Origin of the sequence: Thermococcus sp. 5-4 (assembly GCF_002197185.1) — an archaeon.
In the GTDB taxonomy this organism is placed as follows: domain Archaea; phylum Methanobacteriota_B; class Thermococci; order Thermococcales; family Thermococcaceae; genus Thermococcus; species Thermococcus radiotolerans.
Window position 1 is genome coordinate 367,807 of the sequence record NZ_CP021848.1, and the last position, 14,214, is coordinate 382,020.

Below are 14,214 nucleotides of genomic sequence, written 5' to 3' on the forward strand. Positions count from 1 at the left end.
ACGAAAGAATGGGGTTATAAGTTTATTGGATGATTTTTGACGCTTTTTTGTCTACATCAGCAGACGTTGCGCACGGGTACCGTGTGGCTCATCGGCTCCTCGTAGAACTCGTCCATGAGTTTCCGGAGCTTTTTGGAGAGTTCAATCTGCATCCCCCACGAGCCCTCTATCTTCCCCTTAGCCGCCATCCTGCCGAGGAACTTCTTCATCTCATCGCTCAGTGGGCTCGGTCTGCAGCGTGCCCATGGCGTCCCCGGGAGCGGCATGAAGTAGTGCGCCCTTACCTTCCCTCCCTTGGCCATTACCCATCTCATCAGCTCGATGCTCTTGCGCTGGCTCTCCTCCGTTTCATTCGGAAGGCCGACGATGAAGTCAACGACCGGCTCGAAGCCGTACTCGAGCATGTACTCGACCGCTTGCTTAACGTGCTCCACCCTGTGAACCCTGTGCATAGCTTTTAGCATTGCATCGTCGCCACTCTGGGCGCCTATCGCCAGCCTTCTGTTGTCGGCGTAGTCGATGAGGAGCTCCAGCGTCTCCGGAAGGACGAACTCGGGCCTAACCTCACTCGGGAACGTGCCGTAGTAGAGCCTTCTGCCCTCTTTCCGAAGGGGCTGAAGTGCCCTGAGGAGGGCCTCGAGCTTGTTGAACTTTAGAATCGCCCCTGGAGAGCCGTAGGCGAAGGCGTTCGGCGTTATGTAGCGCATGTCCCTCATTCTGCGGGAGTACTTGACTATCTGGTCTATCGGCCTGTGCCGCATCCTCAGTCCCTTGATATATGGTGTCTGACAGTAGTGGCAGCCGAAGGGACAGCCCCTCGTTATCTCGATGGGGGATATCAAGCGAACGCTCTCGGGATAGGGCGGAAAGCGCCAGAAATCCTCAACCTTGGCGAAGCCCGTAAAGACGAACTCGCCGTTGAGGTAGAAGGCCAGCCCCCTGATGTTCAGAAGCTCCTTCGTGACTCGATATCCACTGTTTTTGAGGGCGGTCAGGAGACTGTAGAGAACCTCCTCGCCTTCACCAATAACCGCGATGTCAAAGCCGAGTTGATTGAGGGTGTGCTTCGGCATCGCTATCGCGTGGTAGCCGCCCGCGACGAGAAGGGTCCCCATGTCTTTCAGGAGGCGGATCTCTTGGGGCAGGTTTCCCCATATCTCCTCCGTGAAGAAGGAGTACAGAACCACCTTTGGCCTCGCCCGGAGTATCTCCCTGAAGTCCTTGGTTATCAGGAGCTCGCTCAGGTCAAAGCCCTGGCTCTCCAGGGCGCCGAGGAGATGGACGAAGGCGTTGTGGTTGCGCTTGGTCATTCGGACGGCTATCTCGGCCATGTTTGAAGCCTTGAGAAGGGGCTTAAAACGCTAACGGTTGGGAAATGGGAAGTAAAAGAAGCCAAAAAGGCCTTCAGGCCTTGATGGCAAGCTTGATGTCCTCGGCCTTGACGGTCTTTCTGCCGGCGTGTCTGGCGAACTGGACGGACTTCTTGCCGACCTCAATGGCGTACTCCTCGAGGTACTCGGCGAGGATCTTGGCAGCCTCCTCGCTGACCCTCTCGGCACCGGCCTTCCTTATAAGCCTGTCAATCGGGGCAATCGGCAACTCAGCCATTCACAACACCTCCAGGAAGGGTTTTTCGGTATTTTTTAAGGAATTGGAGATATATAAACCTTTCGGTAAACGGAGCCATCTACGTCGACTAGATGCCCAATGCGCCTTTGGATACAATCGGCTTGACCAGCCGAATATTTTCATTAGTATTCCCCGCGATAGATAACCTGACAAAAGCATAACATGCCGTAGGAGGCCTTACCCAGATGGTGCCTTCCCACGGCTATAACCGGGTGATAGCGGGGTCTATCGGCCGGACGGTCACTGGAAAATGGGAGTTGGTTTATATCTGCCTGGGGATGTCATCAAAAATAGAACGAGGGTTGATGGGCAGATTTGGTTATTTCGAGTTCCTCTTTGAAAGCGCGAGATGCTGGCTCCCCTGATAGTTTCCCCGGTACGGGTTTTTCGCTGGCCCTTCCAGTCTGATGAATGCTATCTGTACGAAGCGCTCTCCGTAGGCGAGTTCAACCGCTTCATCCGAGGCGTTGTAGATTCCGAGGGTGAGGTTGCCATCCCAGCCAGGGTCAACCCATGCGAACGAGCCGAGGAGGCCCTCCCTTGCGAGGCTGCTCCTGAGCTTCATGTCCCCCATGACATCGTCCGGGAGCCTAACACGCTCGAGGGTCAGGATGAGGGAGTAGGTCTTGGGGGGAATCACAACTTTTCCGGCCCCTTCAACGTCGATCAGTTCTCCGTTTATGTACGCCTCCCTCCCAACGCGCAGGTCGTAGCCTGCCGGCTGGAGGGACTTCTCGTTGAAGGGTTCGATTAGAATTTCCTTCCTGATTTTCCAGTCCGGGAGCATCATTACCAACCACCGCAAGCTTTATTTTGCCGCCCCTTAAAACACTTCCGAGGGCCCGTGGCCTAGGGGATATGGCGCCGGCCTTCGGAGCCGGTAGTCGCGGGTTCGAATCCCGCCGGGCCCGCCATAACAACCCTTTGCTGACGCAAAGCGTTGACGGAAAGATGGCGTGCAATTACAACGTGCTGGGTTCTCAAGTGGGTTTATGTTCCAATTGCCACTTTTACAACGTTTCACTCTCTCAAGGCGTCCTTCGGACGCCAGACTAAGAGTGAAACCTGATCAATGGACTGTTTTAAAGTTAAACCCTCTTCACGGGCAAATTTTGAAGTGCACGCTTTATCTTGCGACAGTCTAACAAAAAGGAACTTTTGGTCAACCTTGTCAACGTTAGTTTCTTGAGAACGATTTTAGGTTTAAAGCCGCCGTTTGAATTCATACCGCACTCAAGGGAGCGCTAAAAAAGCCGAGCCTATTGAAGGTTGCCTTCGTGGAATGAATCCAAATCAACTGCCAATTTAAGTGAGAACCCCTTCCAAATAGCAGTTCACGAAGGAATCACGAACTTTGATGAAACTTTGCTTCACAGGCGGTGCGAATGGGGTTAAGATAAAAGATAGACCTACAAAATACGAAAATGCCTCTCACTCCTGAGTCAGGCTTCTTATGAGGTCGTCAAGCGCTTTGTAGGCCTCGCTGGTAGCGTAGACCTTTGCCATGGTGTCCATGATTTTGTAGTGGGCATCAACTCGGTAGGCGCCGATGTTTTTTCTCAGCCCATACGGGCCGACGAGAACCTCGCTCACCATACTGACCCATTCGGTGTAGACGGTCATGAGCTCCTCCAGAACCATTACCTTGGAGGCCATCCCCATCTCCTGGAGGGCCTCGTTGAGGGGCTTGCCCTCAGTTTTTTCGAGGGTTATGGGCATGGAGACCACCAGAGAATTATGGCGCTCATGTTATTTAACGGTGGCGAATGGCTGCAAAGAAAAGTGGTTGGGTGTCCGCCCGAAGGCGGACAAAAGGGAAAAGGATTTCAGCCGAAGAGGGCGCCGAGTCCAGCGAGGGCCTCCTCCTCGCTGGCCTCCTCTTCCTCTTCCTCCTCTTCCTCAGCGGCGGCCTCAGCCGGAGCCTCGGCGGCCGGAGCAGCGGCAACGGCAACCGGGGCGGCAACCGGCATGGCGGCCTTCTCGATGACCTCGTCGATGTTAACGCCCTCAAGGGCGGCAACGAGGGCCTTTATCCTAGCCTCGTCCGGGCTGACACCAGCGGCCTCAAGGATGGCCTTGAGGTTCTCCTCGGTTATCTCCTTACCAGCGGCGTGGAGCAGCAGAGCGGCATACACGTACTCCATTTTTCGCACCTCCAATCATCTTCATTTTTTCATTCATTTCACACGGATTTGTTCAGGGATACGAGGGAAATGGAAAGTTCAGCCGAAGAGCGCGCCCAGTCCGGCGAGCGCGTCCTCCTCGGAGGCTTCCTCTTCTTCCTCCTCTTCTTCCTCAGCCTCCTCAACCTTCTCCTCCTGAGGCTGAGCGGCAACGGCTATTTGTGCCTGTTGGTTTAAAAGCTCTTTGGTCTTCTCGTCGAGCAGGTCCTCAGGCAGCTCCTGGGCTATGAGCAGGACTGCACGCAGAGCCCTGCCAAAGATGTCCTCGACGGTCTCTGGGGTGACGTAGCCAGCCTCCACAGCGACGTTCTTCGCGCCGAGGAAGGCCTTCTGTATGATTGCCTCGATGGTCTGGCTGGTCGGGTAGGCGGTATTGACGGACAGGTTGAACGCGTGCATGTAGGCCTGCTGGAGCAGGTTGATGTACTCGCTCTCGTCGATCGCTAGGACGTCCGGGGTGTAGACGATTCCGTCCTCGTAGGCCGCGAGCAGGTTGAGACCGACCTCGAGCGGCTCGATTCCGAGCGCGTTGAGGATTCTCGCGAGCTGGTCGGTGATGACTTCACCGGCCTTGAGGACGGTGTAGTCCTTCTGGATGCTGACCTTACCCTTCTCGATTCTCGCGGGTATGCCAAGAGCCTGCATCTCACCGACGAGCGGACCCGGTGAGATTGAGGTCGGACCGGCTGGAATCACAACGTCCTTGGGAACTGCAACGCCTGGCTTCGCCGGGGCCGGGGTCTTGCTCTCCTCAAGGAGCTTGTAGAGCTTGAACGGGTTCATCTCGGTGGCGAGGATTCCTGCTCCGCCCTGGATGTGGTCGATGAGCTTCTCGAGGTCCGGGTTGTTGAGCTCCTGGGCGGCCCTCTTTATGGCGAGCTCTATGAGAGTGTTCCTGCTGACCCTGAGGAGTGCCTTGCCCCTGAGCTTCTCACGCATCTTGCTGAGCGGGTAAGCCGGGACGTTGGCGACGTCAACGAGCGCTATCACTGGGTAGCTCTTGATGATGTTGGCGAGCTCTTCAACTTCCTTCTTCTTCCACTCGGCTACGTGGGCCATCTCCCTCACCTCTCCACCTTAACTGCCGGTCCCATGGTGGTCTTGACGTACACTGACTTCACTTGGTTCTCGCCGCGCTCCAGCTTGTTGATGATGGCGTTGAGAACTGCCTCGGCGTTCTCAGCGAGCTTCTCGTCGTCCATGTCCTCGGTTCCTATCCTGGCGTGCACAACGGGGTTGTTCTTGAGCTGTAGCCTGACGGTCCTCTTGAGCCTTGCCACTATTGGTTCGAGGTTGGTCATGGTCGGCGGCACGACCTGCGGCATCTTGTTCCTCGGACCGAGGTACCTACCGAGGTACCTACCGATCTTCGGCATCAGGGGAGCCGCCGCTATGAAGAAGTCGTAGTTCTTCGCGAGCTTCCTGGCTTCCCTTGGGCTCTTGGCAAGTTCCTCAAGCTGCTCTCCACTAATCACATCAAGCCCGAGCTTTTTAGCCGCCTCGGCAACGGCACCATCAGCGATGACCGCGATTTTGGGCTCCTTCCCACGACCGTGGGGCAGCACAACCTCAAGCTTAAACCTGTTCTCCGGCTTGCGGAGGTCTATATCCTTGAGGTTGACTGCCATTTCGACGGTCTGTGTGAAGTTGCGCGGCTTAGCCCGGGCCTTCGCCTCCTTCACCGCTTCCACGATTTTCTGCCTGTCAAAGGCCATTTACAGCCCTCCTTTCGTTTTTGATTTAAGCAACGAAAAGTCAAAAATGCGTAAAAAGAGGGATTTTTAAACTTTTCCCTCACTCCTCGGCGTTGGCGAAAATCTCGTCGTAAACGCCTTCGTCAATCTCCTTCTGGACTTCCCTGGGGTCCTTGCCCTCGACGGTAACGCCCATGCTGAGGGCGGTGCCGATGACCTCCTTCGCCGCGGCCTTGAGGTCGGCCGCGAGCATCTGGTCCACCTTGGCCTTCGCTATCCTGATGACCTGCTCCATGGTCAGGTTCCCGACCGGGCTGTGACCGGGCTCGCTGGAGCCCTTCGGGGCGCCGATCTCCTTCTTGATGAGCTGGCTGACCGGCGGAACACCGACCTCAATCTCGAAGGTCTTCTTCTTCGGGTCGGTGACGATGATCTTGACGGGAACCTGCATTCCCTCAAAGTCCTTGGTAGCCTTGTTTATCTCGTCAACGACCTGCTTGACGTTGAGTCCAAGCGGACCGATGGCGGGACCGAGTGGGGGTCCGGGTGAAGCCTTTCCTCCCTCAACGAGCACCTCAACAACCTGTGCCATTTTTCTCACCTCTGTCTGTTGACCGTTCACTCCTTCTGGCGTTTGCTTATAAGTCTAACGTATTCGCCCCTCACCGTGACCGGAATCGGGACGATTGAGCCTATGAGTTCGACTACTATCTCGTCCTTGGCTTCGTCGACCCTTACGACCTTTGCCTTCTCACCCTTGAACGGTCCGGCAATGAGCTCGACTATGTCGCCGGGTTCGAAGCCGCTGACGGCCGGTTTCTCCTCAAGGAAGTGCTCTATCTCCTCAAACTTAACCTCGCCCGGAAGGGTGCCCTTTGCGTGGCGTATACCCTTTATGGCCTCGTCAACGGCGCTCTTACTGGGCGCCTCGACGAATATGTAACCCTTCACCTTTGACGGGGCGAGTATAGCGTACACGGGCAGGTTGTACGTTTTAATCTTGCTGTATATCAGCTTGGCCGTGGTCTCTTCCTGGCCTACGGTGACGCGTACTGTAAATATCCTGCTGTCGCTCATTTCTATCACCCGTTGCTGGCTCAAGAGCCAGTGATGAGGTAGCCGAACAGACGAATAACAAGGCCGATGAGGCCGATTAGGATCATTCCGATGCCGGTAATCTTCGCTGCCATCTTAAATTCCTTCATTCCCGGCTTTCTTGTGACCATCAAAACCCTCCGCGACTCCGCGAAGAAGCTTTTAAGCTTTTCCGTGGTTGTTGCCACCCTCGTCACCTCGCTAAATTTTGAAAATGAAAGGGTCGTCAAAGCTCCTCAAGGTCGAGCTTAATAACTTTTCTCTCAGACTCCTCGGGGTAGTAGAGGGTCTCCTCCTCGGCGACGGCGTAGGGTGAGCTGACGCCGGTGACGACTATGAGTATCCTTATCATCTTGCCGAGCTCCTCATCGAGCTGGATACCCCAGATGACCTGAGCCTCGGGGTCGAGCTTGCTCGTGACGAGCTCGATAATCTGCTGGGCCTCCTCGAGCTTGACGTCGCTTCCGCTGATGCTTATGAGGGCACCCTTGGCACCGCTGATGTCCACGTCTAGGAGCGGGCTGTTGAGGGCCTGCTGGGCGGCCTCTAAAGCCCTCTTCTCGCTGTCGCTCTCGCCTATGCCTATCATCGCAACACCGCCGTCCTTCATGACCGCGCGGACGTCGTTGAAGTCGAGGTTGACGAGACCGGGCTTGGTGATGAGCTCGGTGATGCCCTTGACGGCCTGGACGAGTATCTCGTCAGCGACCTTGAAGGCCATGTGTATCGGCAGGTTCGGGGCGACCTCCATGAGCTTGTCGTTCGGGATGACTATGACGGTGTCGCTGTTCTTCCTGAGCTTTTCAAGGCCGTACTCGGCGTTCTTTATGCGTCTTATACCCTCAACGGTGAACGGAAGGGTGACCACAGAGACTGTCAGGGCGCCCATCTTCTTGGCTATCTCTGCAACCACCGGGGCGGCACCGGTACCTGTACCTCCACCGAGACCGCAGGTGATGAAGACCATGTCGGCGCCCTCAAGGGCATCGCGTATGTCCCTCTCGTTTTCTTTGGCGGCCTCCTCACCCATCTTGGGGTTGTTTCCGGCTCCGAGGCCCCTGGTCAGCTCCTTACCGATGAGTATCTTCTTGTGAGCGCGAACCTTGAGAAGGTCCTGAGCGTCGGTGTTAACCGCGATGACCTTCGCACCCTGAATACCAACCTGCATCATCCTGTTAATGGTGTTACAGCCGGCACCGCCGACACCAACGACATAAATCTTGGCCTGTATCTGCTCGAGAATCTTCTTAAGCTCCTCATCAATGTCGGTCTGGGGGATTTGGGCCTCCGGGACCTTGTTAAGGTCGGCAGAGGTTCTTTCGATAGCGTCTTCAATCAGCTTCAGCATCTTTTCACCCTCCGGGCAATTTAACATCTGTTTCACTTTGTAGGCAGGTAGTATATAAATTTAGCTAAGGGCGAGTGCTGATTTTAAAATCCCGCTTAACATCTTTAAAGATTTCGATTGTTTAGTCACGTATGAACTCCAAGCCCAGTTCCTCGGCCAGCGCCCTAGCCATCTGCCTGGTTTCGCCCTTGCTGCCCTTCCAATCAACGTATATGGCGTCCACGTTCCCGGAGGTTCTCTCTATCGCCTTCAGAATGAGTTCCCTCTTGAGCGGGTGGGCGTACTTCGCCGCTATATGGCTGAACGCCAGGTCGGTCTCGAGGGCCCTCTTCGTCTGCTTCGGTGCGTAGTGCCCGCCGCCTATCCCGATGGCAACCGGGAACTTGGCCTTCTCGTAGTTCTCAAGCACGTGGATTATCGTCTCGGCTATTATCTCTCCCGCCCTGTCGACTACCCATTCCTCCTCGCTTGAACCTATCTCTATGAAGAAGCTCGGCACCTCAAGCTCGCTCGGGCCGTGGTGCGTTGCCTCGTAGCAGACCGTCCAGCCGAGGTCGTTGAGTTCACTCATCTTCAGAAGGGCCAGCTTCATGGCGGCTGGCTGTGCGACCGCGAGGCTCTCGTCCTTTCCTCCATATATCCCCTCGCCCCAGTTCCCGGTCACGTGGACGGTGAGTGCCGGCAGTTTTTGCTTGCTCGAGTGTCTGGAGGCAAAGGCTATAATCTCGGGCACAAAGCCCAGCTGCTCCTCAATGGCCCTGTCGAGGCCGTCGTAGTATATCATCTCGTCGTTCGTTGTCAGTATGAGCGTATCTCCCCTCTCGTACACTGGGTTTCCGTCGAAAACTTTTCCCGTTTCCTTGAATCCGAAGTTCTCGATAAGCTTGTTCATAATGTTCATCGAGGCAAGGTCTATCTTGGTTGTCATCACAACTTTCATTTTGCAACCCCTGAGGGGATATTCATTACAATTAAAAGGCTTTGCCCGGGTTCGAGATTCTACCTTTGTATACCTTATACCGATGGTTTTACGTTTTAGGTTGGATGTTTCATGAAAGATTTACGGAAAAGTAACACAAACTATATAACCCCAGATGTGCTTCAATATCCTAATATGGTCTTTAGACCATTAAACGTACATTATAGTTCGGAGGTGTGCAAGACTATGAAAAAACTTATGTCAATCGGGTTGGTTGCCGTTTTGGTTTTTGCCGTGGTTATGGCAGGCTGCATCAGTGGCGGCGGTGAAACGAGCACCACCAGTGGCGCCACCGAGACCTACTCGGTGGAGATATACACCGGAGGAACAAGCGGTGTGTACTACCCACTCGGCTCTGCCTACGCCAACATACTGAACCAGTACAGCAAGGATGAGGCTGGTATTAAGATTGAAGCCAGGGCCGTCACCAGCGGTGCCAGCGTTGCCAACGCCCAGGCAATCGGTGAGGGTAGGGCCCAGGCTGCGATAATGCAGAACGACGTTGCCTATTACGCTTACAATGGGGTTATTCTCGATGCCTTTAAGGGCAAGCCCGTTAGCAAGCTCCGCGGTGTTGCTGCCCTCTATCCTGAAACCATACAGTTCGTCGTTAAGGCAGACAGCGGCATAAAGACCCTCGAGGACCTCAAGGGCAAGAAGGTTGCCGTTGGTGCCGCCGGAAGCGGTACCGCCGTGGCCGCCCAGCAGATACTCGAAGCTGCTGGAGTCTGGAACGACGTTGACAAGGTCTACCTCAAGTTCAGCGAGGCCGCCCAGCAGCTCAAGCTCGGCCAGATCGACGCCGCGGTTATAGTTTCGGGCGCCCCCACCCCGGCCATTGACCAGATAGCCGTTCAGACCCCGGTTAGGGTCCTCCCGATAGGCGAGGACATCCTCAAGAAGCTCAAGGACAAGGGCTACATATTCTACGTCACCCAGACCCTTCCGAAGGACACCTACAAGGGCATGACCGAGGATACCCAGACGCTCGCCGTTAAGGCCGTCCTCGTCGTCAGCGCCGACGTTCCGGATGACGTCGTTTACGCCATGACCAAGCTGCTCTTCCTCCACGTTGATGAGCTCAGGCAGGTTCACGCCAAGGCCCAGTACATCAGCTTCGACACTGCCCTCGACGGTATGAGCATCCCGCTTCACCCGGGAGCCATCAAGTACTACGAGGAGAAGGGCAAGACCGTTCCTAGCGAATTAAAGCCGTGAGGAGGGTCTCTTTGAGCCGAAAAGCCCTTTCTTTTTTTGCAATCATTCTCGCATTTCTCCTGCTCTTTCTTCCGGTTAACGCCGTTGAGATAAGCGTTGATGGCGAGTCTCATTTCTATCCCCTTGGTTCCACCATTGAGATATCGTACATCCACAGCGTTGAGCGGAGCACCGTTGTTGAGGTGCTCGTTGCCAACGATAGCGGCTTCTACGCCGTTGAGATGAAGTGGAAGGACTTCGGGGCGGGGCTTCCCGAGGACATCCAGAACCTCACAGACGGGTTCTACGTCAAGAGAACGAACGACTACCTGGGAAGGGACTTCAGGTACTGGTTCATCCCGATCAACCGTGCCAACGTCACCGTGGACGGCTCGCCCGTTCTGAGAAATCCGGGACATGAAACGATAGTTGATTTTCGTGTTAGGCGCGTTCCGCTCATTGTGAAACTAATAGGGAGGTGGTAAAGTGTCAGAGGAACCTACTCTCGATGTCGTTGCGGCCGAGGAGGTTGTAATAGAACGAACCCGAACGTTACCGCCTAGGCTGGAGCTTGTCGTGAAGGTGGCCGCCATACTCATAGGCCTCTACGAGATTCTCTTCATATTCAACTTCAACTATACCCTCTACGACCTGTTCCAGCGCCTCGGTGTGGAGCTTGAGTTCCTGAGGATAACGTTCCAGCCCAAGCAGGGCGAGGCCTTCGTCATGGCCATGCTCATGGTGATAACGTTCCTCCTCTACCCGATACGCAAGAAGGAGAATTACTTCAAGAAGGTTTTCGCCTACGACTACGTCATGGGCGCCGCTGGAGTCATCTCAATGCTGTACCTCTTCGCGGTTTACCAGCGCTACATCCTAACATCGACCCTCAACCAGACCGACGTGATCTTCGGCCTGCTGGCCATAATAATGGTCATTGAGGCAACGAGGCGCGTTCTCGGCTGGGTTTTGCCCATGATAGTGGTCCTTTTCCTGCTCTACGGAATCTACGCCATCAATTACGACTGGGTGCGCTTCGTCCAGCAGCTGTACTTCGACGAGGGAATCTTCGGAATCCCGTTCTTCGTCATGACCATCTACGTCTTCGCCTTCATATTCTTCGGCGCCTTCCTGCTCAAGATAGGCGTCAGCGACTACATAACCGAGTTCATGATAAGCCTCTTCGGAAAGAGGCCCGGCGGCCCGGCGAAGTCCGCGGTCATCTCGAGCGCCCTCATGGGAACGGTCAGCGGTTCGAGCGTCGCCAACGTTCTCACAACGGGAACCTTCACAATCCCGCTGATGAAGAAGGCGGGCTATCCCCCGGAGATAGCTGGAGCCGTCGAGCCGGTCGCATCAACCGGCGGCCAGCTGATGCCGCCAATCATGGGCGCCGCCGCCTTCATCATGGCCGAGTTCCTCAATCTGCCCTATAACAAAATCATTATCGCGGCGGTTCTTCCGGCTCTGGTCTACTACGGCGGAGTCTACCTCTTCATAGACCTCGAGACCAAGAGGCTCGGCCTGAAGGGAATGGCAGCCGAAGCGTTCAAGACGATGGCCTACTTCCTGCGCAAGCTCTACATCCTCCTGCCGATAGTCGTCATCACGGTAGCCCTCGTCTGGGGAATAGCGCCGCAGATAGCGGCAATCTCTTCGCTCGGAGTTGCCATATGGGTTGCATGGATATCGAGGGACGAGATATATGGAAACGAGAAGCTCTACGTCGCCGTTGCGCTGCTGGCAACGCTGCTGATGTTCCTGGGCAAGGACATTGGAAGGCAGACTGCAATGGTTCTCGCCGCGATGTTCCTCCTGCTGGTGGCCCTGGGAGTCATGAAGAAGGGCGTCGCCTTCAACGAGAAGTTCTACATCAGCGCGATGTTCCTCCTCTTCATCGCCCTGACGAAGTACCTGCTGATGAGCAAGGAGCAGATAGTCCTCATGACCGGTGTCTTCGGAATAATCTTCTCAATCCTCGTCGGCTACCGCTCCAGCATGGACAGCGGCAAGATGATGTACAGGGCGACCTACGAGGCCATGATAGACGCGGGTAAGACTAGCGTCAGCGTCATGCTCGCAGCCGCTAGTGCGGGCCTCATCCAGGGTGTCCTCACGATGACCGGTGAGCTGACGAACATCGGCTACCGCCTCATAAGCCTTACCCACGGAAACCTCTGGCTGCTCCTTCTGCTCACGATGGTCTTCAGCCTCATCCTTGGAATGGGAGTGCCAACGACGGCCAACTATATCATCACCTCGCTCGTCGCCGCCCCTGCAATCTACATGCTGGTCAGGAACATAGAGCCCTACAACCAGCCGGTTCCGGGCTACACCGTCCTCATAGCCATGCTCGCGGCCCACTTCTTCGTGTTCTACTTCGGAATCCTTGCGGACGTCACCCCGCCGGTGGCCCTCGCAAGCTACGCAGGCTCCGCTATAGCGGGCGGAGACTTCTGGAAGACCGCTATGAACGCTGTGAAGTACGCGCTGGCGGGCTATATCGGGCCGTACATATACTTCACCCACCCGGAGATGTTCCTCATAACGGTCTCGGAGTGGACGCCGGCGATGGCCCTCAAGGTGCTCTATTACTTGGTGGCAACGCTCTTCGTCATGTACCTGCTGGCGATAGCGCTGACCGGCTTTTACAGCACGAAGCTCAAACCCTGGATGAGGGGAATAGTCGGCGTCCTCGGCTTGGCCGGCGTGACGCTGAACCCCATCATCATAGGCGCGGGCGTTGCCGCGTGGCTCGGCCTGAAGTTCTACGGGGCGAAGTTCGAGAAGAGCTCGTCCTAGCCTTTCGTTTTTAATTTCCCCTTTGTTGGCTGTTCTAGAAAAGTTTTGAAATTGAAAAGGGTCAGTAGAGCATGACCTCGAAGCCAAGCTCGCTCAGCAGGTCCGCCAGCTCCTCGCTGTCGACGTAGACTAGCAGATGGTGGTTGCCGAGGGTTCCGTCCAGAAAGTCCCCCGCGTCCTCAACGCGGAGCTTGACCTGCGTCCTGCACCTGAAGTCGCTGTGCTCCTGGCCGACCACCTCGACGCCGGCAACAACCGCCTTTCTTCCGCGTATCTTCATGAGGCTGGCCCTTCCCTTCGGCAGCTGGACGTCCACGCCGACTCCCATGCCGCTCTCGAAGTGGGACCTGACGATGTACTTCCCGATGAGGGGCGCGGTGCAGTGAGCTAGGATCACGTGGTTCTCCCCGTAGTCGGCTATGTTGCCCATGAACGCCGGCTTGTCGAAGAAGCGCCTCGCTATCATCATGCCGAGGAGAGCGTTCAGCTCGCCCTCACAGGCGGCCGGAATTCCCTCCGCGTTGAACATGGCCAGCGCCAGGCAGGGCGTTGCCTTGAGTTTGCCTATCAGGTCGAAGCAGCCGATGGTAAAGCCGTCGAGCCTGTAGTCCTCCAGGATTCTCTTTATGGCGAGGTATATCCTTCCTGCCTTCACCAGGTCCTCTCTGCCGGGTTCCTTTATCTCCATGGCCTTTCCGACGATCTCTTCCACGACCTTCCAGCCTTCCGCGTCGGTGGTTGCCTCGTAGTACTCGTAGAACTTCTTGAGGCTGATGCTGGTGTAGGGGAGCTCGAACTTCTCGTTGATGAGCCAGGGTGAGACCCGGCCTATCAGTCCTATGCGCATGCGGAGGAACTTCTCTAGGAGATCCTTCATGTCGTCGTAGCCCAGGAGGGCGGCTTTAAGTTCGTTGAGGTCCTTCACCAGGGTGGAAGGCACCAGCCTGTCCCTGAAGTACTCCCTGAGCTCGATTCCGGCTGCGAGTGAGTTGTTGAACGGGTCGCCGTAGATGACTATCGGCCGCCTGTAAACGAAGAACTCCTTAAGCGGTCCCTCGGTTCCTCCTGTCAGGGGATAGAGGACTATCGCGTCAACCTCGTTGAAGTTGACCTCCTCCTTGGCCTCCTTGAAATCCCTCTTCGTCGAGATGAAGAAGCCTCCGACGACATCGAATTCTCCTGCGAGGCCCGTTATGAACTCCGAGGCCTTTTTCTCGAATGCCTTTGGGTTTGCAAGCTCGCTGACTCCAAAAACGACTCCAACTTTCATGCTTTCACCTAACCGTT

The 14,214-nt window shown here is 55.7% G+C and carries 16 protein-coding genes and 1 tRNA gene; 4 read left to right on the plus strand and 13 right to left on the minus strand.

Annotation, left to right across the window (positions count from 1 at the left end; all coding sequences use genetic code 11):
- Nucleotides 1-56: 56 nt before the first annotated feature.
- The 3 genes from CDI07_RS02095 to dcd form a co-directional block, all read right to left on the minus strand.
- Nucleotides 57-1,331 carry a TIGR04013 family B12-binding domain/radical SAM domain-containing protein gene (locus CDI07_RS02095; protein WP_088180028.1) on the minus strand — a complete coding sequence of 425 codons (1,275 nt, stop codon included), beginning with the start codon at nucleotides 1,329-1,331 and terminating at the stop codon, nucleotides 57-59.
- Nucleotides 1,332-1,404: 73 nt separating this feature from the next.
- Nucleotides 1,405-1,608: an archaeal histone HpkA gene (gene hpkA, locus CDI07_RS02100; protein WP_088180029.1), complete on the minus strand. Its 204-nt coding sequence runs from the start codon at nucleotides 1,606-1,608 to the stop codon at nucleotides 1,405-1,407.
- Nucleotides 1,609-1,948: 340 nt separating this feature from the next.
- Nucleotides 1,949-2,419 carry a dCTP deaminase gene (dcd, locus tag CDI07_RS02105; protein WP_088180030.1) on the minus strand — a complete coding sequence of 157 codons (471 nt, stop codon included), beginning with the start codon at nucleotides 2,417-2,419 and terminating at the stop codon, nucleotides 1,949-1,951.
- Nucleotides 2,420-2,467: 48 nt separating this feature from the next.
- Between dcd and CDI07_RS02110 the strand changes: the two genes are divergently transcribed.
- A tRNA-Arg gene (locus CDI07_RS02110) sits at nucleotides 2,468-2,543 on the plus strand.
- Between the two features lie 517 nt (nucleotides 2,544-3,060).
- Here CDI07_RS02110 and CDI07_RS02115 read toward each other — a convergent pair.
- The 9 genes from CDI07_RS02115 to CDI07_RS02155 form a co-directional block, all read right to left on the minus strand.
- Nucleotides 3,061-3,357, minus strand: a complete 297-nt coding sequence (locus CDI07_RS02115; RefSeq protein WP_145954967.1) for a hypothetical protein — start codon at nucleotides 3,355-3,357, stop codon at nucleotides 3,061-3,063.
- A gap of 98 nt (nucleotides 3,358-3,455) precedes the next feature.
- Nucleotides 3,456-3,773 (minus strand): 50S ribosomal protein P1, encoded by a 318-nt coding sequence (gene rpl12p / locus CDI07_RS02120; protein ID WP_014012337.1) that lies wholly within the window; start codon nucleotides 3,771-3,773, stop codon nucleotides 3,456-3,458.
- 78 nt (nucleotides 3,774-3,851) lie between these two features.
- A complete protein-coding gene (locus tag CDI07_RS02125) occupies nucleotides 3,852-4,871 on the minus strand; it encodes a 50S ribosomal protein L10 (RefSeq protein WP_088181522.1) in 1,020 nt (339 codons plus the stop codon).
- A gap of 5 nt (nucleotides 4,872-4,876) precedes the next feature.
- Entirely contained in the window at nucleotides 4,877-5,527 is a 651-nt protein-coding gene (locus CDI07_RS02130; RefSeq protein ID WP_088180032.1) for a 50S ribosomal protein L1, read from the minus strand.
- A gap of 79 nt (nucleotides 5,528-5,606) precedes the next feature.
- Entirely contained in the window at nucleotides 5,607-6,098 is a 492-nt protein-coding gene (locus CDI07_RS02135; RefSeq protein ID WP_088180033.1) for a 50S ribosomal protein L11, read from the minus strand.
- 26 nt (nucleotides 6,099-6,124) lie between these two features.
- Nucleotides 6,125-6,583 carry a transcription elongation factor Spt5 gene (locus tag CDI07_RS02140; RefSeq protein ID WP_088180034.1) on the minus strand — a complete coding sequence of 153 codons (459 nt, stop codon included), beginning with the start codon at nucleotides 6,581-6,583 and terminating at the stop codon, nucleotides 6,125-6,127.
- 20 nt (nucleotides 6,584-6,603) lie between these two features.
- Nucleotides 6,604-6,789 (minus strand): protein translocase SEC61 complex subunit gamma, encoded by a 186-nt coding sequence (locus tag CDI07_RS02145; RefSeq protein WP_088180035.1) that lies wholly within the window; start codon nucleotides 6,787-6,789, stop codon nucleotides 6,604-6,606.
- Between the two features lie 38 nt (nucleotides 6,790-6,827).
- The gene (ftsZ, locus tag CDI07_RS02150) at nucleotides 6,828-7,949 is read right to left on the minus strand and encodes a cell division protein FtsZ (RefSeq protein ID WP_088180036.1); all 1,122 of its coding nucleotides are present in this window, start codon (nucleotides 7,947-7,949) and stop codon (nucleotides 6,828-6,830) included.
- Between the two features lie 121 nt (nucleotides 7,950-8,070).
- Nucleotides 8,071-8,889, minus strand: coding sequence for a D-aminoacyl-tRNA deacylase (locus tag CDI07_RS02155; protein WP_088180037.1), 819 nt, complete (start codon nucleotides 8,887-8,889; stop codon nucleotides 8,071-8,073).
- 225 nt (nucleotides 8,890-9,114) lie between these two features.
- Here CDI07_RS02155 and CDI07_RS02160 point away from each other — a divergent pair, with 225 nt between their 5' ends.
- Genes CDI07_RS02160 through CDI07_RS02170 form a run of 3 tightly spaced genes read left to right on the plus strand, consistent with a single transcriptional unit; the run spans nucleotide 9,115 to nucleotide 12,927 of the window.
- On the plus strand, nucleotides 9,115-10,146 hold the full coding sequence (locus tag CDI07_RS02160) for a TAXI family TRAP transporter solute-binding subunit (protein WP_088180038.1): 1,032 nt from the start codon (nucleotides 9,115-9,117) through the stop codon (nucleotides 10,144-10,146).
- 11 nt (nucleotides 10,147-10,157) lie between these two features.
- Nucleotides 10,158-10,610 carry a DUF1850 domain-containing protein gene (locus CDI07_RS02165; protein WP_088180039.1) on the plus strand — a complete coding sequence of 151 codons (453 nt, stop codon included), beginning with the start codon at nucleotides 10,158-10,160 and terminating at the stop codon, nucleotides 10,608-10,610.
- A 1-nt stretch (nucleotide 10,611) separates the two neighbouring features.
- The gene (locus CDI07_RS02170) at nucleotides 10,612-12,927 is read left to right on the plus strand and encodes a TRAP transporter fused permease subunit (RefSeq protein ID WP_088180040.1); all 2,316 of its coding nucleotides are present in this window, start codon (nucleotides 10,612-10,614) and stop codon (nucleotides 12,925-12,927) included.
- 61 nt (nucleotides 12,928-12,988) lie between these two features.
- Here CDI07_RS02170 and CDI07_RS02175 read toward each other — a convergent pair whose 3' ends face one another.
- Entirely contained in the window at nucleotides 12,989-14,197 is a 1,209-nt protein-coding gene (locus CDI07_RS02175) for a hypothetical protein (protein WP_088180041.1), read from the minus strand.
- Nucleotides 14,198-14,214 lie beyond the last annotated feature (17 nt).

Excerpts from the sequence above, each read along its gene's own strand:
- CDI07_RS02095 (WP_088180028.1), bottom strand. The coding sequence starts at position 1,331 with ATGGCCGAGATAGCCGTCCGAATGACCAAGCGCAACCACAACGCCTTC.
- hpkA (WP_088180029.1), bottom strand. The coding sequence starts at position 1,608 with ATGGCTGAGTTGCCGATTGCCCCGATTGACAGGCTTATAAGGAAGGCC.
- dcd (WP_088180030.1), bottom strand. The coding sequence starts at position 2,419 with ATGATGCTCCCGGACTGGAAAATCAGGAAGGAAATTCTAATCGAACCC.
- rpl12p (WP_014012337.1), bottom strand. The coding sequence starts at position 3,773 with ATGGAGTACGTGTATGCCGCTCTGCTGCTCCACGCCGCTGGTAAGGAG.
- CDI07_RS02125 (WP_088181522.1), bottom strand. The coding sequence starts at position 4,871 with ATGGCCCACGTAGCCGAGTGGAAGAAGAAGGAAGTTGAAGAGCTCGCC.
- CDI07_RS02130 (WP_088180032.1), bottom strand. The coding sequence starts at position 5,527 with ATGGCCTTTGACAGGCAGAAAATCGTGGAAGCGGTGAAGGAGGCGAAG.
- CDI07_RS02135 (WP_088180033.1), bottom strand. The coding sequence starts at position 6,098 with ATGGCACAGGTTGTTGAGGTGCTCGTTGAGGGAGGAAAGGCTTCACCC.
- CDI07_RS02140 (WP_088180034.1), bottom strand. The coding sequence starts at position 6,583 with ATGAGCGACAGCAGGATATTTACAGTACGCGTCACCGTAGGCCAGGAA.
- ftsZ (WP_088180036.1), bottom strand. The coding sequence starts at position 7,949 with ATGCTGAAGCTGATTGAAGACGCTATCGAAAGAACCTCTGCCGACCTT.
- CDI07_RS02155 (WP_088180037.1), bottom strand. The coding sequence starts at position 8,889 with ATGAAAGTTGTGATGACAACCAAGATAGACCTTGCCTCGATGAACATT.
- CDI07_RS02160 (WP_088180038.1), top strand. The coding sequence starts at position 9,115 with ATGAAAAAACTTATGTCAATCGGGTTGGTTGCCGTTTTGGTTTTTGCC.
- CDI07_RS02175 (WP_088180041.1), bottom strand. The coding sequence starts at position 14,197 with ATGAAAGTTGGAGTCGTTTTTGGAGTCAGCGAGCTTGCAAACCCAAAG.